Consider the following 18,395-nt stretch of genomic DNA (forward strand, 5'->3'; position numbering starts at 1 on the left):
CGCCGCGCCGTACGGCTCACTGAAGCCCGTACACCCGCCGCGCGTTCCCCGCCGCGATCATCCCCGCCACCCGCTGGGCGTCCGCCAGCGACCAGGCGCCCTCGGCGACCCAGCCGCCGAGCAGCCGGGAGAGGGCCTCACGGAAGAGGCGGGCGCCGATCACATGGAGTTCCGGCAGGCCGTGCGCGCCGCTGGAGAAGAGGAGCTTGCCGAAGGGGGCCAGCTCCAGAACCTCGGCCAGGACGGCGGCGGCGCGGGCGCCGGTGCGCGCCAGCGCCGCGCCCAGGTCCGCGTAGACGTGCGGGAAGACCCCGGCCAGGTGGGCGGCGTGCCGGTGGTACGGGTAGCCGTGCAGCAGGACGAGGTCCGTGCCGAGACCGGCGGTGGCGCGCACGAAGTCGGTGAGCAGGACGGGGTCGGTGCGGTCGATGCGCAGGCCCGGTTCGCCGAGGCCCGCGTGGAGCTGGAGCGGCCGGCCCGAGGCGACCGCGCTCCACAGCAGATGGCGCAGCAGGACCGGGTCCGACAGGGCGCCCCCGACTCGGCGGCCCGCCAGCCAGCGCCCGGCCGCGCCCCTCACCTCCCCCGGGCCCGGCGGCTCGGGCGCGAGCGCCAGGCCGTGCCGTACGCCCGCCACCGAGGTGAAGGCCACCGCGTGCGCCGCCGCGCCGTGGATCGACTCGGCGAGATTGGCGAGGAATCCCTCGACGGTCCCGGAGGTGTCGGCCACCTGTTCGGCGAGCAGCTCCAGGCGCACGATCTCGTGTGCCTCGGCATCCCCCGTGGTGGCCATCTCGGCGGGCCCGGTGAGGTCGCCGGGCAGCCCGGTGTCGACGAGGTAGGTGGTGATGCCGCTGCCGCGCAGCAGCCTGCGCCCCGCTTCCAGGACGCCGAGTTCCCGGCGTCTGGCGAGGTAGCGGGCGGGCGGGCAGTGCGGTTCCAGGCCGAGCAGCGGCGGGCACCAGCGGCGCACCGCGAAGCCCGTCTGGGTGTCGAAGAGGGTGGTACCGGCGGCGGGCGGGCCCTCGGTGCGGGCGAGGTGGGCCTCGAAGGTGCCGAGACCCAGCTCGGTACGGAGCACGCCGTGACAGTACTGGTCCACCAGGGACGGCGTTTCGATCATCCGGACTCCCGTGACTGGACCGTGCCTGCGAAGGTCCTAACGGGTGAAACCGGCGTGAGGTGTTGCTAGTGCCGCGGCACTAGCGGGTGGTGCGCTTGCCGCCCACCTGGATCCCCGCCATGCGCGTCCACTCGTAGGGGCCGGTCTTCACCTTGCCCGCGAACTCGCCGTCGAACGCCTCGTGGACGGTGATGCCGGACTTCTCCACCGCCTTCTCGGCCACGGCGTAGGTCGGCGCCACCAGGTCGCCCCAGGTGCCGTCCTCGCCGACGAGCACGATCCGTGCCCCGCGCTGCCCGATGTACGCGACCTGGCCCTCGGCACCGCCGTGGGCCTTGGAGAAGGAGTCGATCTGCCGGGCGATCCGGGCGGCCCTGCGCTCGTCCTTGGGGTCAACCTGCTGCGTGTCTGCCATGGTCAGGATGCTACCGACGGGTAGATCGGCTGGCGAGAGCACTCCCCTGTGACGTACGTCGGCTGCCCGCAGGGATCCGTCAGCGGAGGAAGGGATCCACCGCCACCGCGACGAAGAGCAGCGAAACGTAGGTGATCGACCAGTGGAAGAGCCGCATCTCCTTCAGCTTGGCCCCGGTGGCCTCCGCCTTCGCCCGGTTCTGCAGCGCGTGCGCCTCCCACAGCCACCAGCCGCCCGCCGCCAGCGCGACCGCGGTGTAGAACCAGCCGGTGTAGCCGAGCGGGGTGAGCAGCAGGGAGACCGCGACCATGACCCAGCTGTAGATCACGATCTGCCGGGCGACCACCTTGTTGGAGGCGATGACCGGCAGCATCGGCACGCCCACGCGCGCGTAGTCCTCCCTGACCTTCATGGACAGCGGCCAGTAGTGCGGCGGCGTCCAGAAGAACATGACGAGGAAGAGGATGACCGGCGCCCACGACATGGAGTTCGTGACCGAGGACCAGCCGATGAGGACCGGCATGCAGCCGGCGATGCCGCCCCAGACGATGTTCTGCGACGTACGGCGCTTGAGGATCATCGTGTAGACGACGACGTAGAACAGCAGCGCCCCGAGCGACAGCCACGCCGACAGCCAGTTGACGGTGAGGCCGAACAGAAGCGTCGAGACGACCGCCAGCGTGATGCCGAAGGCGAGGCACTCGCGCGGGCTGACCATGCCGGTGACCAGCGGGCGCTGCGAGGTGCGGTCCATGAGCGCGTCGATGTCGCGGTCGATGTACATGTTCAGCGCGTTGGCGCCGCCCGCGGACAGATAGCCGCCGATGCAGGTGAGCAGGACCAGTTTCAGGTCCGGCACACCCTGCTGCGCGAGGAACATCACCGGGACGGTGGTGATCAGCAGCAGCTCGATGATCCGCGGCTTGGTCAGTGCCACGAACGCCTTGACACGGGCCCCGAACGGCCGGTGGCTCGGGCTCTCGCTCGCACCGAGCACCCCCTCCCCCAGTGCCTTAAGGGCCTGGGAGGTGCCCCCAGGACGGGATTCGACGGCCGTCACGCACACCCCTGACAGAGACTCCCAGCGAGCCGTGGCCGTGAACGCCCAGTAAAGGCTCGCGCGTACTCACGCAACTTTAGACGTTGCCCGAAGCGCGCCCTTCGCGGGGGGTGGGTCGTGTTGGGCGGTGGCCGCGCGACCGGTGAACGGGTCTCGGCGCATGAGCCGGATCGGTCTCCGTTGAGCGATCGGATGAGCGCCTCCGTATTCAGTTGCCGACTACGGATATGGCGGGTCGAGAGGCGTACTTCCGGGACTCCCGGCAGTCTGGAATGACTCGAAAAGACGCACGTACTTACGGGGGTAGGCTCAGCAGCGGCCGGTGGGCGCCCAGTGCACCGGCATTCGACATGTGGAGAGGAGCCCTGACCCAGGGTGAGCACCAAGCCGACCACCACAGACCTCGAGTGGACCGAGTTGGACCAGCGTGCGGTGGACACCGCGCGCGTCCTGGCCGCCGATGCCGTACAGAAGGTCGGAAACGGCCATCCGGGTACGGCGATGAGCCTGGCTCCGGCCGCCTACACCCTCTTCCAGAAGGTGATGCGCCACGACCCGGCCGACGCCGACTGGGTGGGCCGTGACCGCTTCGTGCTGTCCGCCGGCCACTCGTCCCTGACCCTCTACACCCAGCTCTACCTGGCCGGTTTCGGCCTGGAGCTGGACGATCTCAAGGCCTTCCGCACCTGGGGCTCGAAGACCCCCGGCCACCCCGAGTACGGGCACACCGTGGGCGTGGAGACGACGACCGGCCCGCTGGGCCAGGGCGTCGCCAACGCCGTCGGCATGGCGATGGCCGCCCGCTACGAGCGCGGCCTGTTCGACCCGGACGCCCCGCAGGGCGAGTCCCCCTTCGACCACTTCATCTACTGCATCGCCGGCGACGGCTGCCTGCAGGAGGGCATCTCCGCGGAGGCGTCCTCGCTGGCCGGCCACCAGAAGCTCGGCAATCTGATCCTGCTGTGGGACGACAACCACATCTCGATCGAGGGCGACACCGAGACCGCGGTCTCCGAGGACACGGTCAAGCGGTACGAGGCCTACGGCTGGCACGTGCAGCGCGTCGCCCCGAAGCCGGACGGCGACCTCGACCCGCACGCCATCTACAACGCGATCCAGGCGGCGAAGAAGGTCACGGACCGGCCGTCCTTCATCGCGATGCGTTCGATCATCGCCTGGCCCGCGCCGAACGCGCAGAACACCGAGGCCGCGCACGGCTCCGCGCTGGGCGAGGACGAGGTCGCGGCCACCAAGCGGGTCCTGGGCTTCGACCCGGACAAGTCCTTCGACGTCGCGGACGAGGTCCTGGCGCACACCCGCGAGGCGCTGCGGCGGGGCCGTGACGCCAAGGCCGAGTGGGAGAAGTCCTTCCAGCAGTGGCGGGACAACAACCCCGAGCGCGCCGCCGAGTACGACCGGATCAGCAAGGGCGAGCTGCCCACGGGCTGGGAGGAGAAGCTCCCGGTCTTCGAGGCGGGCAAGGGCGTCGCCACGCGTGCCGCCTCCGGCAAGGTGCTCCAGGCGCTGGGCGCGGTCATCCCCGAGCTGTGGGGCGGCTCCGCCGACCTCGCCGGGTCGAACAACACGACCATCGACAAGAACAGCTCGTTCCTGCCGGCCGGCAACCCGCTGCCGGAGGCGGACCCCTACGGCCGCACGATCCACTTCGGCATCCGCGAGCACTCCATGGCCGCGGAGATGAACGGCATCGCCCTGCACGGCAACACCCGTATCTACGGCGGCACGTTCCTGGTGTTCTCCGACTACATGCGCAACGCCGTGCGGCTGTCCGCGCTGATGCACCTGCCGGTGACGTACGTGTGGACGCACGACTCCATCGGTCTCGGCGAGGACGGCCCGACCCACCAGCCGGTCGAGCACCTGGCCTCGCTGCGGGCGATCCCGGGCCTGAACGTGGTGCGCCCGGCCGACGCCAACGAGACCGCCATCGCCTGGCGCGAGATCCTCAAGCGCTGGACGAAGGAGTTCGGCAAGGGCGCCCCGCACGGCCTGGCGCTGACCCGTCAGGGCGTGCCGACGTACGAGCCGAACGAGGACGCCGCGCGTGGCGGTTACGTGCTGTTCGAGGCGGAAGGCGGGGAGCCGCAGGTCGTCCTGATCGCCACCGGGTCCGAGGTGCACCTCGCCGTCGAGGCGCGTGAGCAGCTCCAGGCCGAGGGGGTTCCGACGCGGGTGGTGTCGATGCCGTCCGTGGAGTGGTTCGAGGAGCAGGACCAGGGGTACCGGGACAGCGTCCTGCCGCCGTCGGTGAAGGCGCGGGTCGCGGTGGAGGCCGGAATCGGGCTCACCTGGCACAAGTACGTCGGGGATGCCGGACGCATCGTTTCCCTGGAGCACTTCGGTGCTTCGGCCGACGGCAAGGTGCTCTTCCGCGAATTCGGTTTCACTGCCGAGAACATCGCATCCGCCGCCCGGGAATCGATCGCCGCAGCCCAGCGCTGACGCTGATATACGACACGTAGGAGATGCAATTTCCATGACAGACGCACTCAAGCGCCTCTCCGAAGAAGGCGTCGCGATCTGGCTGGACGACCTGTCGCGCAAGCGGATCACGTCCGGCAACCTCGCCGAGCTGATCGACCAGCAGCACGTCGTGGGCGTCACCACCAACCCGACGATCTTCCAGAAGGCGATCTCGTCGGGCGACGGCTACGAGCAGCAGCTCACCGACCTCGCCGCCCGCAAGGTCACCGTCGAAGAGGCGATCCGCATGATCACCACGGCGGACGTCCGGGACGCCGCGGACATCCTGCGCCCGGTGTTCGACGCCACCGAGGGCCAGGACGGCCGGGTGTCCATCGAGGTCGACCCGCGGCTCGCGCACAACACCCGGGCCACCGTCGCCGAGGCCAGGCAGCTCGCCTGGCTGGTGGACCGGCCGAACACCCTCATCAAGATCCCGGCGACCCGTGCGGGCCTGCCGGCGATCACCGAGACCATCGGCAACGGCATCAGTGTCAACGTCACGCTGATCTTCTCGCTGGAGCGCTACCGCGAGGTCATGGACGCCTACCTCAGCGGCCTGGAGAAGGCCCGCGAGAGGGGCCTGGACCTCTCCAGGATTCACTCGGTGGCGTCCTTCTTCGTCTCCCGTGTCGACACGGAGATCGACAAGCGGATCGACGCGCTCGGCACGCCCGAGGCGAAGGCGCTGCGCGGCAAGGCCGCCGTCGCCAACGCGCGGCTCGCCTACGAGGCGTACGAGGAGGTCTTCTCCTCGGACCGGTGGAGCGCGCTGGAGAAGGCGGGCGCGAACAAGCAGCGTCCGCTGTGGGCCTCCACCGGCGTGAAGGACAAGGCGTACAAGGACACCCTGTACGTGGACGAGCTGGTGGCGCCGAACACGGTGAACACCATGCCGGAGGCCACCCTGGTGGCCACCGAGGACCACGGCGAGATCACCGGCAACACCGTCGCCGGCACCTACGAGCAGGCGCGCGCCGACCTCGACGCGCTCGCCGAGCTCGGGATCTCGTACGACGAGGTGGTCCAGCTCCTGGAGGACGAGGGCGTCGAGAAGTTCGAGGCCTCCTGGAACGACCTGCTCAAGTCGACCGAGGCGGAGCTGCAGCGCCTCGCGCCCTCGGAGGGCTGAAACCTTGACATCCGTACACGGAGCGAATCCGCTTCGTGACGCCGCGGACCGACGGCTCCCGCGCATCGCGGGGCCGTCGGGCCTGGTCATCTTTGGCGTTACGGGCGATTTGTCACGTAAAAAGCTGATGCCGGCGGTCTACGACCTGGCCAACCGCGGTCTGCTGCCCCCGGGCTTCTCCCTCGTCGGCTTCGCTCGCCGCGAGTGGCAGGACGAGGACTTCGCCAAGGAGGTCCACGACGCGGTCAAGGAGCACGCCCGTACGCCGTTCCGTGAGGAGGTCTGGCAGCAGCTCATCCAGGGGATGCGCTTCGTCCAGGGCACCTTCGACGACGACGACGCGTTCGAGCGGCTCCGCGGGACGATCGAGGAGCTGGACAAGGCGCAGGGCACGGGCGGCAACTTCGCCTTCTACCTCTCCGTGCCGCCGAAGTCCTTCCCGGTGGTCATCCAGCAGCTCAAGAAGCACGGCCTGGCCGACCAGTCGGCCGGCTCCTGGCGCCGCGCGGTCATCGAGAAGCCGTTCGGTCACGACCTGAAGTCGGCCGAGGAGCTCAACGCGATCGTGCACGAGGTCTTCGCGTCCGACCAGGTCTTCCGCATCGACCACTACCTGGGCAAGGAGACCGTCCAGAACATCCTGGCCCTGCGGTTCGCGAACACGATGTTCGAGCCGATCTGGAACCGGTCCTTCGTGGACCATGTGCAGATCACCATGGCCGAGGACATCGGCATCGGCGGCCGCGCGGGCTACTACGACGGTATCGGTGCCGCCCGTGACGTCATCCAGAACCACCTGCTCCAGCTCCTCGCGCTGACCGCGATGGAGGAGCCGGCCTCCTTCGACGCCGACGCGCTCGCCGCGGAGAAGACGAAGGTGCTCGGTGCGGTCCGGCTGCCGAAGGACCTGGGCGCCTCGACCGTGTTCGGGCAGTACTCGGCCGGCTGGCAGGGCGGCGAGAAGGTCATCGGGTACCTCGAGGAAGAGGGCATCGACAAGAAGTCGAAGACCGACACCTACGCCGCGGTGAAGCTGGAGATCGACAACCGCCGCTGGGCGGGCGTGCCGTTCTACCTGCGCACCGGCAAGCGGCTGGGCCGCCGGGTGACGGAGATCGCGGTCGTGTTCCAGCGCGCCCCGCACTCCCCCTTCGACACCACCGCCACCGAGGAGCTGGGCCAGAACGCGGTCGTCATCCGCGTCCAGCCGGACGAGGGCGTCACCGTGCGCTTCGGTTCCAAGGTGCCGGGCACCTCGATGGAGATCCGGGACGTGTCCATGGACTTCGCCTACGGCGAGTCCTTCACGGAGTCCAGCCCGGAGGCGTACGAGCGCCTGATCCTGGACGTGCTGCTGGGTGACGCCAACCTCTTCCCGCGGACCGAGGAGGTCGAGCTGTCCTGGAAGATCCTCGACCCGATCGAGGAGTACTGGGACAAGCACGGCAGGCCCGCGCAGTACCCGGCCGGCACCTGGGGGCCCGTCGAGGCGGACGAGATGCTTCAGCGAGACGGACGGAGCTGGCGCCGGCCATGAAGATAGACCTCACGGACACCACGGCCAGCAAGATCAACAAGGCGCTGGTGGAGGGCCGCCGAGCGATCGGCACGCCCGCCGTCGGCATGGTGCTCACGCTGGTCATCGTCACCGACGAGGAGAACGCCTACGACGCGTTGAAGGCCGCGAGCGAGGCCTCGCGCGAGCACCCCTCGCGCACTCTCGTGGTCATCAAGCGCGTCTCGCGTTCCCCCCGCGACCGTACGTCCTCGCGCCTGGACGCGGAGGTGCGGGTGGGCGCGGAGGCCGGCACCGGCGAGACGGTGGTGCTGCGGCTGTACGGCGAGGTGGTGGACCACGCCCAGTCCGTGGTGCTGCCGCTGCTGCTGCCGGACGCGCCCGTCGTCGCCTGGTGGCCGGTGAACGCGCCGCTCGACCCGGCGAACGACCCGCTCGGCGCGCTCGCGCAGCGCCGGGTCACGGACTCGTACACCGCGGAGGCGCCGGTGCGGGAGCTGAGCGCCCGGGCCGAGGCCTACACACCCGGCGACACGGACCTGTCGTGGACCCGGATCACGCCCTGGCGGTCGATGCTGGCCGCGGCCCTCGACCAGGTCACCTGCGAGGTGAGGAAGGTCGAGGTGGAGGGCGAGGAGTTCAACCCGAGCTGCGAACTCCTGGCGATGTGGCTGGCGGACCGCTTGGACGTCCCGGTGAAGCGCTCGCTCTCCTCGGGTCCCGGCCTGACCGCGGTCCGCATGGACACGACCTGCGGCCCGATCACCCTCGGCCGCGCGGACGGCTCGCTCGCGACCCTGTCCATCCAGGGGCAGCCCGACCGTGCGGTGGCGCTCAAGCGCCGCGAGACGTCCGAGCTGATCGCGGAGGAGCTGCGGCGGCTGGACCCGGACGACACGTACGCGTCGGCGCTGCGGTACGGGGTGGACCGGCTGAACACCGCGGCCGCCGAGGCTGCGGCCCACGAGCCGGCCGAGAAGCCCGCGGCCCGAGAGCCGGTGGCTCAGGGGCCGGTGGCGGTAGAGGCCCCCGTGGAGACGGCCGCGAAGGCACCCGCGAAGAAGGCCGCCAAGAGGGCCCCGGCGAAGAAGGCGGCCGCCAAGTGACCGCTCCCCAGCTCGTCGTGCACCGCGACAAGGAGTTGATGGCCCAGGCCGCGGCGGCCCGGCTGATCACGAAGATCGTGGACGCGCAGGCCTCGCGCGGCTCCGCGTCGGTCGTGCTCACCGGCGGCCGCAACGGCAACGGCCTGCTCGCCGCGCTGGCCGCCGCGCCCGCCCGGGACGCCGTCGACTGGGGCCGCCTGGACCTCTGGTGGGGTGACGAGCGGTACCTCCCGGAGGGCGACCCCGAGCGCAATGTGACCCAGGCCCGCGAGGCCCTGCTGGATGCCGTGCCGCTGGATCCGAAGCGCGTGCACGCCATGCCCGCGTCGGACGGCCCGTACGGTGCGGACGTGGAGTCGGCGGCCGAGGCGTACGCGGCGGAACTGGCCCGGGCCGCGGGTCCCGAGAACCATGGCCCGGTGCCCACCTTCGACGTGCTGATGCTGGGCGTCGGCCCGGACACGCACGTGGCGTCGCTGTTCCCGGAGCTGCCCGCGGTGCGGGAGACGGACCGCACGGTCGTCGCCGTCCACGGCGCACCGAAGCCGCCGCCCACGCGCATCTCCCTCACGCTGCCCGCCATCCGGGCGGCGCGTGAGGTGTGGCTGCTGGCGGCGGGCGAGGACAAGGCGCAGGCGGCGGCGATCGCCCTGTCGGGTGCGGGTGAGATCCAGGCGCCGGCGGCGGGGGCGTACGGCCGCTCGCGCACGCTGTGGCTGCTGGACGCGGCGGCGGCCTCGCAACTGCCGCGCTCTTTGTACCCACCGGCATCGCCGTGAGGAACGGGGGCGGCACCGGACGACCCGACTGCCGCCCCCGTCGCCTCAGCCGCCTCCCCTCGACCAGGGCCTTCACATTTTCTGCACCAGATATCCATGTACTGGTCAACTTTTGTGTAAGCTCCTGGCCCGACAACCGCACCATCGAGGGGGGACCTCATGCGCATACGCTTCGCCCTGGCGGCCGTCACGGCTGCGGCGCTCGCCGTCGTCGTCGCGAGCCCGGCCCAGGCCACCGAGTACTCCTCCGCCCTGAAGATCAGGGGCGTCCAGTACGACGCACCGGGGCCGGATTCCAACAACTGCCGCACGGGCAACACCAAGAGCGAGTACCTGACGATCAAGAACTACTCGCGCAGCACGACGGTCAACCTGAAGGGCTACGTCGTCAAGGACGCCGCGGGCAACCGGTTCACCTTCCCCGCCAACCACTACCTCCAGCCCGGCGACTACGTGAACCTGCGCGGGGGCCACGGCACCGACTCGGACGCGGGGAACGTCGTCTACCGCCAGAACTGCAACTTCATCTGGAACAACGACAAGGACACCATCTACCTGTACAAGCCGTCCGGTGCCCATGCGGACACCCACGCCTACACCAAGTCCCGCGACGACCGGGACGGCAACGGTTACATCACCTTCCACGGCTGACGGCACACGCGTGCCGGGGACGGCCGACTCTTCGGCCGCCCCCGGCACGCGTCGCCGCAGCCGGCCCGGTCACTTGACCGAGCCCGCCATCACGCCTTGCACGAAGTGCCGCTGGAACGCGAAGAAGACGACCACCGGCACGATCAGCGACAGGAACGCCCCGGGCGCCAGTACGTCGATGTTGCTGCCGAACTGCCGTATCTGCGACTGCAGTTCCACCGTCAGCGGCTGCGACGAGCTGTCCGCGAACAGCAGCGCCACCAGCATGTCGTTCCACACCCACAGGAACTGGAAGATGGCCAGGCTGGCGATGGCCGGCCGCCCCACGGGCAGGACCAGCCGGGTGAAGATCCGCCACTCGCTCCCCCCGTCCATCCGCGCCGCCTCCAGCATCTCCTTCGGCATCTCCGCGAAGTAGTTCCGCAGCAGGAACACCGCGAACGGCAGCCCGTACGCCACGTGGAACAGGACCACGCCGGGGATCGTGCCGAACAGGCCCAGCGCGCCGAAGAGTTTCGCCACCGGCAGCAGACCGATCTGCACCGGCACCACCAGCAGCGCCACCACCAGCAGGAACAGTGGCTCCCGCCCGGGGAAGTCCAGCCACGCGAACGCGTACCCGGCGAGTGCGGCCAGCACCACCACCAGCGCCGTCGCCGGCACCGAGATCAGCACGGTGTTCCAGAAGGCCTGCGTCATCCCGGAGTTCTTCAGCAGCGTCGAGTAGTTATCGAAGGACAGTTGGCCGGGGCTCGTCAGCGCCGTCCACCAGCCGCCCTTCGCCGTGTCCTGCGACGACCGCAGCGACGACACGAACAGCCCCGCCAGCGGGGTCAGCCAGATCAGGCCGACCACCACCAGGAAGGCCTGCACCAGGCCGTTGCCCAGCCCCCGCCTCACCGCGTTCATCGCTGACTCCTTCGGAAACGCCGGACGTTGAAGACCATCGCGGGGATCACCAGCAGCAGGAGCAGCACACCCAGCGCACTGCCGAGGCCCTGGTTGTTGCCGCCGCCGAACGACACCAGCCACATCTGCGTCGCGAGCACGGTCGCGTCCTCCTGCACCGGCCCGGGCGCGATGATGTAGACGAGGTCGAAGACCTTCATCACGTTGATGACGAGGGTCACGAAGACGACCGTCAGCACCGGCGCGAGCAGCGGCACCGTGATCCGCCGGAAGATCTGCCACTCGTTCGCCCCGTCGATCCGCGCCGCCTCCAGCGCGTCACGCGGCAGCGCCGACAGTCCGGCGCCGATCAGCACCATCGCGAAGCCGGTCCAGATCCACAGGTACGCCCCGATGATCGCGGGCGTGACCAGCGTCGGCCCGAGCCAGGACACGCCCTGGTACGGCGCAGCGAAGTTGGACGCCGGCAGCTTCACCGTGTACGAGCCGGACTTCAGCCCCGGGAAGCGGAAGGAGCCGTCGGCCGCGGTCGTCGTACTCGCGACCGTCCGTCCGTCCCGCACGGCCTCGACCTTCATCCCGGGCAGCCCGCTCTCCCGCGGGTCGACCTTCCCCTGCTTCCCTCCCCCACCGGGCGTGAAGTCCAGGTACACGACCCCGCGCAGTTCGTCCGCCGCGGCCTTCTTCCCGGCCGCCGGGTACGCGGACGAGGCATCCTTCGGCAGGTCCTTGGGCAGTACGCCGACCATCGGGAGCGTCACCGAGTCACCCGGTGAGGCGACCGCGGTCGTCGCATACGACCCGTCACGGCCCTGCGTCAGGCCCTGGCCCTCGCGCGCCCGCGCCGTCGGATACGACGACGTGCCCTCGAAGGCGTCGTGGATCGAGACCGCGGCCGCGTTCAGCACCCCCTTGTTCGGGTCCTGGTCGTAGGCGAGCCGGAAGATGATGCCGGCGGCGAGGAAGGACACCGCCATCGGCATGAACAGCAGCAGCTTGAACGCCGTCGCCCAGCGGACCTTCTCCACCAGCACGGCCAGGATCAGGCCGAGGCCCGTGAGCAGCGCCGGGGCCACGACCACCCAGATGGTGGTGTTGCGGATGGCCTTCAGCGTCGCCGGGTCGCGGAACATCTCGGCGTAGTTGTCCCCGCCCACGAACCGGGTGCCGGAGGCGTCGAAGAAGCTGCGGCCGACCGAGAACAGCACCGGGTAGACGACGAGCGCACCGAGCAGCAGCAGCGCGGGGAACACGAACAGCAGGGCGATGATCCGCCCCCGCCGCCGGGTGCGGCGCCTTGCGGCGGCACCGGCGGCGGTCGGCGGGCTCGCCTCTTTCACGAGCGTGGCGGTCATGTCCGGTCAGCCCTGGTAGGCCTTGGCCGCCGCGTCCTCGAGCCGGGCCGCGGTCGCCTTCGGGTTCGACGGGTCGCGCAGGAAGTCCTGCAGCAGCTTCCACTCGCCCGCGCCCTTGGTGCCGCCGAAGGCCGCCGGAGCCTGGTCGGACATGTCGAAGCGGACCGAATCGCCCGCAGCGATCAGGGACTTGGCGGTCGCGCGCGTCACGTCGTCGCCGTAGGAGGCGAGGTCGAGCTTCTTGTTCGGGGACAGGAAGCCGCCCGCCTTCGCCCACACGGCAGCGGCCTCGGGGGTCGCCAGGTACTCCAGGAGCTTCATGCCGGCCTGGGCGTTCTTGCCGTCCTTCAGGACGACCGCCGCGTCACCGCCGCTGACGACCGGCGCCGTACCGCCGTCGACCGACGGGAACGGGAAGAAGTTCGCGTCCTTGCCGATCGTCTTGCCGAACTGGTCGTGGGCGACACCGGCCACGAAGTCGCCCTCGTAGACCATTCCGGCCTCGGGCTTCGGCCCGAACACCTTCTCGACCGAGCCCGGGAAGTCGGTGTTCAGGGCCTCCTTCTGGCCGCCCGCGATGAGCTGCTTGTCCTTGAACAGCTTGCCCAGCGTGGTGAGCGCCTTGACCACGCTCGGGTCGGTCCACTTGAGCTTGTGCGTGGCGAGCGCGTCGTACTTCTCGGGACCGGCCTGGGAGAGGTAGATGTTCTCGAACCAGTCGGTGAGGGTCCAGCCGTCCTCGCCCGCGACGGCGAAGGCGGCGAGGCCCGAGTCGGAGACGGTGTGCCCGGCCTTGAGCATCTCGTCGTACGTCTTCGGCGGCTTGACCCCGGCCTGGTTGAGCGCGTCGGGGCTGTACCAGACGGTCGACTTGTGGGCGGCCTTGAAGTACAGGCCGTACAGGGTGCCGTCGACGCTGCCGTACTTCTTCCACACCGGCGCGTAGTTGCTGTCGACCGACTTCTCGGTGGTCGCGGACAGCGGCTTCAGCCAGCCCTTCTTGGCGAACTGCTGGAGCACGCCGACCTGCGGGACCATCACGACGTCCGGCGCGTTGCCGCCCTCGATCTTGCTGCCGACCACGGTGGAGACGTTGTCGCCGGTGGAGATGAACTGCGTCTTGGCGCCGGTCTTCGCGGTGAACGCGTCCAGCACCTTCTGGAAGTTCTTCTGCTCGCTGCCGGTCCAGACGCCGGCCACGGTGACCGTCTGGCCGCTGAGCGCCTTGTCACCGCCGCCCGCGGTGACGGGGCCGCCGCCGCATGCGGTCGCGCCGAGTGCGAGGGCGAGCGCGGTGCAGCCGGTGAGCAGGGTGGTACGTCGTCGCATCATCGTTGATGTCCCTTCGGGGATGGGGAGTTGGACGGGGTCAGAGGTCGGTGCCGTCGCTGATCCACCAGGCGGCCGTCGAGCCGGGGAGCACGCCGGGCGGACAGGGGGCGCTGGCCAGCAGAGGGGTGCCGGAGACCGGCGCGGGCGTGGGGGCCGTGCCGAAGTTGACGGCACAGACCAGGTCGTCGCCGCGTACGAAGGCGAGGACCCCGGGCGGGGCGTCCAGCCAGCGCAGGGTGCCCTCTCCCAGTTGCGGGAGGGAGGAGCGCAGTTGGAGGCCGTCGCGGTACAGGTGCCAGAAGGAGCGGGTGTCGGCCAGGGCGCGGTCGGTGGCGTACTCGGCGAAGTACGACGGCTGCGGCAGCCAGGGCTTCGCGCTCTCCGCGCCGGAGGTGAAGCCGAATGGGGAGGCCTGCCCGGACCACGGCAGCGGCACCCGGCAGCCGTCGCGGATACGGGCGCGGCTTCCGGTGCGGCGGAAGATCGGGTCGGTGAGCACGTCGTCGGGCAGGTCGACGACCTCGGGCAGGCCGAGCTCCTCGCCCTGGTAGATGTACGCGGCCCCGGGCAGCGCCAGCATCAGCAGCGCGGCGGCGCGGGCGCGGGCGGTGCCGAGGCCGCTGCCCTGCGGGGTCGGTTCTCCGTAGCGGGTGACGGTGCGGACCTGGTCGTGGTTGTTGAGGACCCAGGTGACCGTGGACCCCGTGCCGGCGATGTCCTGCATGGCCTCCGAGATCACCTTGCGGAAGGCGTCGGGGTCCCAGGGGGCGCTGAGCAGGTCGAAGAAGAACGCCTGGTGCAGTTCGTCCGGGCGGACGTACTGCGCGTGCTCGCGGGCGGTCGGGACGGAGACCTCGCCGACCAGCAGGCGCTCGCGGCCGTCGCGCGCCGTGTACTCCTCGCAGACCGATCGCCAGTGCCGCCACACGTCGTGCACCTCGGGCTGGTTCCAGGCGAGCGGGTTGACCGAGTCGCGGGTGCGGGCGTCGGCCTCCGGGTCCGGGGAGTCCGGCAGTTCGGGGTGCTTGAAGAGGCCGGCGGCGACGTCGATGCGGAAGCCGTCGACGCCGCGGTCCAGCCAGAAGCGCAGCACCCGGTCGAACTCGGCGGGGACCTCGGGGTTGCGCCAGTTCCAGTCGGGCTGCTCGGGCGTGAACATGTGCAGGTACCACTGGCCGGGGCGGCCGTCCGCCTCGGTGATCCGGGTCCAGGCCGGGCCGCCGAACATGGCGTGCCAGTTGTTGGGCGGTTCGGAGCCGTCCGGGCCGCGGCCGTCGGCGAAGTGGAAGCGGGCGCGGGCCGGGCTGCCGGGCGGCGAGGCGAGGGCCTCGCGGAACCACGGGTGCTCGCTGGAGCAGTGGTTGGGGACGATGTCGAGGAGCACCTTGATGCCGAGCCGCCGGGCGGCCGCCATCAGCATGTCGAACTCGGTGAGATCGCCGAAGAGGGGGTCGACGTCGCAGTAGTCGGCGACGTCGTAGCCGTGGTCGTGCTGCGGGGAGGGGTAGAAGGGGCTCAGCCAGATCCCGTCGACGCCGAGCTTCTTCAGGTACGGCAGCCCGGCCCTGACGCCGGCCAGATCGCCGATGCCGTCGCCGGTGCTGTCCAGGAAGCTGCGGACGTACACCTGGTAGATCACTGCGTCGCGCCACCAGCGACGGGTGTCGATGTGCTTGGGACTCACCCCGGGACCTGTCTGTGCGTGCTAACGGTTATGCATGCATGTTAGGTAGCAGTTTCACGGAGGTGTCAATGAACAGAACAGAAGCTACTGGGGGGTTGGCCAAACAAATCCGGACTTATCGGGTCACCAGGAAGGCAGATGAGACTTCGGCGTTACCTAACAAGTAACTATCGGTGCGAGATGGCGGCCAGCTCGCGCGCCAGGCGCCGCACCGCCGACTCGGGCGTCTCCTGTCCCGTCAGGGCGTCGTGCACCACCGCCTGCACCGCCAGGCTGACCTGGTCGTAGCGCGGGCTCTTGGGGCGCGGTGCGGCCGCGAGCACGGCGGCACGCAGGGTCGGCAGGTACGGGAACCGCCGCACGAGTCCGGGGTCGTCGTAGAGCGCGGCGCGCACGGGCGGCAGCGCGCCGCGCGTGAGCACCTGACGCTGGACCCGTTCGCTGGTGAGATACGCGATCAGGCGCGCGGCCGACTCGGGGTGCCGTGCGTGGGTGTTGACGGCCAGGTTGGAGCCGCCGAGGACACTCGTCCCCGGGCCGTCAGGCCCCGGCAGCGGGACGGCGCCGATCCTCCCGGCCACCTTCGAGCCCGGGGCGGAGGCGGCGACGTACGCGTACGGCCAGTTGCGCAGGAAGAGCAGCCGGCCCTCCTGGAAGGCCTGCTTGGACTCCTCCTCCTTGTACGTCAGCGCCTTCCTCGGGATCCATCCCTCGCGCACCCCGCGGGTGAGGAACCCGATGCCCTCGCGGGCCGCGGCCGAGTTCACGGTGACGCGCGCGCCCTCGTCGCCGAGGATCGTGCCGCCCGCCGAGTACACGGCCTCGGCCGCGTTGACGGTGAGGCCCTCGTACGGCAGGAACTGGCCCGCGTAGCCGTCGAGTCCGTACTTGGGGGCGATGGTCTTGGCGTCGTGCTCCAGTTCGGCCCAGGTGCGCGGCGGCGGGACGCCCTCTTTGGCGAGGATGTCCTTGCGATACAGGAGAAGCCCGGCATTCGTGACATACGGGACCGCGTAGAGCCGTCCGTCGTAGGTGGCCGTGTCGACGACCGGCGGCAGGAAGCTCTTGAGCGGGAAGCGTTCGCGCGGCAGCGGGCGGATCCAGCCGGCCGCGGCGAACTCGGAGGTCCAGGCGACGTCGATGTTGAGGACGTCGAACCGGCTGCGGTCGCCGCCGCGCAGGTCGGTGGTCATCTGCGCGTGCGTCTCGTCGGCGGAGTCCGGCAGCTCGACGAGGGTGACCTTCTCGCCGGGGTGGGTGCGGTTCCAGCCCTGCAGGAGGGGGCCGAGGTAGCCGGTGAGATCCCCCGCGGTGGCCAGGGTGAGCGGGCCGCGGCCGCCGGCGTTCCCCTCGTCGGCCCGGGCGCCGGAGGCGACGTAACCGGTCATGACCACGGCGAGGACGAGGAGGCCCCTACCGGCGGCGCGTATCCACCGCATAGGTTCCTCCCTGTACACCGGCACCGGGCACCCTCGCCCGGGGTCAGAGGCCATGTATACCCGTTAGGTATGCGCGATACTAGGGCCTGGAGCACATCCCGAGGACAGGAGGACAGCACGAGTGCGCCTGCCCCTCCTGGCACTCCTCGCGCGCGGCCCCGCCCACGGCTACGAGCTCAAGCAGGACCTTGAGCAACTGCTGGGCTCCGCGTACCCTCAGCCGAACGTCGGCCAGATCTACGTCACCCTCGGCCGCCTCGAGAAGTCGGGACTGATCGAGGGCGAGGACGTCGAGCAGTCCAGCCGGCCCAACAAGAAGGTCTACCACCTCACCGACGCCGGGCGGGAGGCGCTGCACGCCTGGTTCGAGGAGACCGAGGACGAGCCGCGGGTACGGGACGAGTTCTTCATGAAGCTGGCACTCGCCCCGCGCACCGGTCTCGCCGACCAGATCACACTGATCAACAAACAGCGGCGCCAGTACCTCAACACCATGCGCGACCTGTCGAGACTGGCCGCCGCCGAAGACCGCGACAACCGTATCGCCCACCTGCTGATAGAGGGCGCGATGCTGCACCTGCAGGCCGACCTCGACTGGCTGGAGCGGTGCCAGGAGGAACTGGAGGAGCTGGAATGAGCGAGCGCCCCACTCCTCTGCTGCGCGCCGAGGGCCTGGTCAAGACCCACTACGGCGAGGGCGCCCCGGCGCACGCCGTGCGCGGGGTCGATCTCAGCCTGTCACGGGGCGAGTTCGTGGCCGTCACCGGCCCGTCCGGCGCCGGGAAGTCGACGCTGCTGCACCTGCTCGGCGGGCTGCAGCGGCCGGACGGCGGCAGCATCTGGCTGGACGGCGAGCGCACCGACTCCTACAGCGAGGCCCGCTGGGCCGTGGAGCGCAGGAAACGCATCGGGATCGTCTTCCAGTTCTTCAACCTGGTCTCCGACCTGTCGGTCGCGGACAACGTCGAGCTGCCCGCCCTGCTCGCCGGTGTGCCGCCGAAGCAGGCGCGGGCCGAGCGGGAGGCGCTGCTGGACGAGCTGGGCCTGACCGGCAAGGAGCGCAGCATGCCGGGCGAGCTGTCCGGCGGTGAGCAGCAGCGGGTCGCGCTGGCCCGGGCCCTGGTCAACCATCCGCCGCTGCTGCTCGCCGACGAGCCCGCCGGCAGCCTGGACAGCAAGGGCACCCGCGAGGTGATGCGCCTGCTGTCCCGCTTCCACCAGCGCGGCCAGAGCATCGTCCTGGTCACCCACGACGCCCGGCTGGCCAGCGCCGCCGACCGGGTGATCAGCTTCTTCGACGGGCGCATCGTCGACGACGCGGAACTCGACGGTACGCCGCCGCGCCGGGCCGGGGCCTCCGGCGTCTCCGGCGTGCTGGAGCTGAAGGACTGAGTGCGGTGCACGACCACC

General features: G+C 70.4%; 16 protein-coding genes. 8 read left to right on the top strand and 8 right to left on the bottom strand.

The window, feature by feature from the left end; translation table 11 throughout:
• Positions 1 to 16: 16 nt before the first annotated feature.
• The 3 genes from ACZ4SW_RS04765 to ACZ4SW_RS04775 all read right to left on the bottom strand — a co-directional run bounded on the left by ACZ4SW_RS04765 (position 17) and on the right by ACZ4SW_RS04775 (position 2,604).
• Positions 17 to 1,123 (bottom strand): amidohydrolase family protein, encoded by a 1,107-nt coding sequence (locus tag ACZ4SW_RS04765; protein WP_468237934.1) that lies wholly within the window; start codon positions 1,121 to 1,123, stop codon positions 17 to 19.
• Between the two features lie 79 nt (positions 1,124 to 1,202).
• The gene (locus ACZ4SW_RS04770; protein WP_468237937.1) at positions 1,203 to 1,538 is read right to left on the bottom strand and encodes a hypothetical protein; all 336 of its coding nucleotides are present in this window, start codon (positions 1,536 to 1,538) and stop codon (positions 1,203 to 1,205) included.
• 79 nt (positions 1,539 to 1,617) lie between these two features.
• Entirely contained in the window at positions 1,618 to 2,604 is a 987-nt protein-coding gene (locus ACZ4SW_RS04775) for a heme o synthase (RefSeq protein ID WP_468237939.1), read from the bottom strand.
• 369 nt (positions 2,605 to 2,973) lie between these two features.
• Between ACZ4SW_RS04775 and tkt the strand changes: the two genes are divergently transcribed.
• The 6 genes from tkt to ACZ4SW_RS04805 all read left to right on the top strand — a co-directional run bounded on the left by tkt (position 2,974) and on the right by ACZ4SW_RS04805 (position 10,266).
• Positions 2,974 to 5,061, top strand: a complete 2,088-nt coding sequence (gene tkt / locus ACZ4SW_RS04780) for a transketolase (protein WP_468237942.1) — start codon at positions 2,974 to 2,976, stop codon at positions 5,059 to 5,061.
• A gap of 34 nt (positions 5,062 to 5,095) precedes the next feature.
• The gene (tal, locus tag ACZ4SW_RS04785; protein WP_468237945.1) at positions 5,096 to 6,214 is read left to right on the top strand and encodes a transaldolase; all 1,119 of its coding nucleotides are present in this window, start codon (positions 5,096 to 5,098) and stop codon (positions 6,212 to 6,214) included.
• Between the two features lie 4 nt (positions 6,215 to 6,218).
• Positions 6,219 to 7,751, top strand: coding sequence for a glucose-6-phosphate dehydrogenase (zwf, locus tag ACZ4SW_RS04790; RefSeq protein WP_468237947.1), 1,533 nt, complete (start codon positions 6,219 to 6,221; stop codon positions 7,749 to 7,751).
• A complete protein-coding gene (gene opcA, locus ACZ4SW_RS04795; RefSeq protein WP_468237950.1) occupies positions 7,748 to 8,836 on the top strand; it encodes a glucose-6-phosphate dehydrogenase assembly protein OpcA in 1,089 nt (362 codons plus the stop codon). Before zwf ends, opcA begins: the two co-directional genes overlap by 4 nt.
• Positions 8,833 to 9,615, top strand: a complete 783-nt coding sequence (gene pgl, locus ACZ4SW_RS04800; protein WP_468237953.1) for a 6-phosphogluconolactonase — start codon at positions 8,833 to 8,835, stop codon at positions 9,613 to 9,615. Before opcA ends, pgl begins: the two co-directional genes overlap by 4 nt.
• A 159-nt stretch (positions 9,616 to 9,774) precedes the next feature.
• Positions 9,775 to 10,266, top strand: coding sequence for a lamin tail domain-containing protein (locus tag ACZ4SW_RS04805; RefSeq protein WP_468237957.1), 492 nt, complete (start codon positions 9,775 to 9,777; stop codon positions 10,264 to 10,266).
• A gap of 69 nt (positions 10,267 to 10,335) precedes the next feature.
• Here ACZ4SW_RS04805 and ACZ4SW_RS04810 read toward each other — a convergent pair whose 3' ends face one another.
• From ACZ4SW_RS04810 to ACZ4SW_RS04830, 5 genes are all read right to left on the bottom strand, one after another.
• A complete protein-coding gene (locus ACZ4SW_RS04810; RefSeq protein WP_468237959.1) occupies positions 10,336 to 11,175 on the bottom strand; it encodes a carbohydrate ABC transporter permease in 840 nt (279 codons plus the stop codon).
• Complete coding sequence (locus ACZ4SW_RS04815; protein ID WP_468237962.1) at positions 11,172 to 12,530, bottom strand: ABC transporter permease; 1,359 nt, start codon at positions 12,528 to 12,530, stop codon at positions 11,172 to 11,174. Before ACZ4SW_RS04815 ends, ACZ4SW_RS04810 begins: the two co-directional genes overlap by 4 nt.
• A gap of 6 nt (positions 12,531 to 12,536) precedes the next feature.
• Complete coding sequence (locus tag ACZ4SW_RS04820; protein WP_468237965.1) at positions 12,537 to 13,862, bottom strand: ABC transporter substrate-binding protein; 1,326 nt, start codon at positions 13,860 to 13,862, stop codon at positions 12,537 to 12,539.
• Between the two features lie 37 nt (positions 13,863 to 13,899).
• On the bottom strand, positions 13,900 to 15,546 hold the full coding sequence (locus tag ACZ4SW_RS04825; protein ID WP_468237968.1) for a glycoside hydrolase family 13 protein: 1,647 nt from the start codon (positions 15,544 to 15,546) through the stop codon (positions 13,900 to 13,902).
• A gap of 167 nt (positions 15,547 to 15,713) precedes the next feature.
• On the bottom strand, positions 15,714 to 16,985 hold the full coding sequence (locus ACZ4SW_RS04830) for an ABC transporter substrate-binding protein (RefSeq protein WP_468237971.1): 1,272 nt from the start codon (positions 16,983 to 16,985) through the stop codon (positions 15,714 to 15,716).
• A gap of 121 nt (positions 16,986 to 17,106) precedes the next feature.
• Here ACZ4SW_RS04830 and ACZ4SW_RS04835 point away from each other — a divergent pair, with 121 nt between their 5' ends.
• A complete protein-coding gene (locus ACZ4SW_RS04835; protein ID WP_468237974.1) occupies positions 17,107 to 17,622 on the top strand; it encodes a PadR family transcriptional regulator in 516 nt (171 codons plus the stop codon).
• Positions 17,619 to 18,377, top strand: a complete 759-nt coding sequence (locus tag ACZ4SW_RS04840) for an ABC transporter ATP-binding protein (RefSeq protein WP_468237976.1) — start codon at positions 17,619 to 17,621, stop codon at positions 18,375 to 18,377. The genes ACZ4SW_RS04835 and ACZ4SW_RS04840 overlap by 4 nt, the downstream gene beginning before the upstream one ends.
• Positions 18,378 to 18,395 lie beyond the last annotated feature (18 nt).

Source organism: Streptomyces sp. NPDC028331 (genome assembly GCF_055565775.1).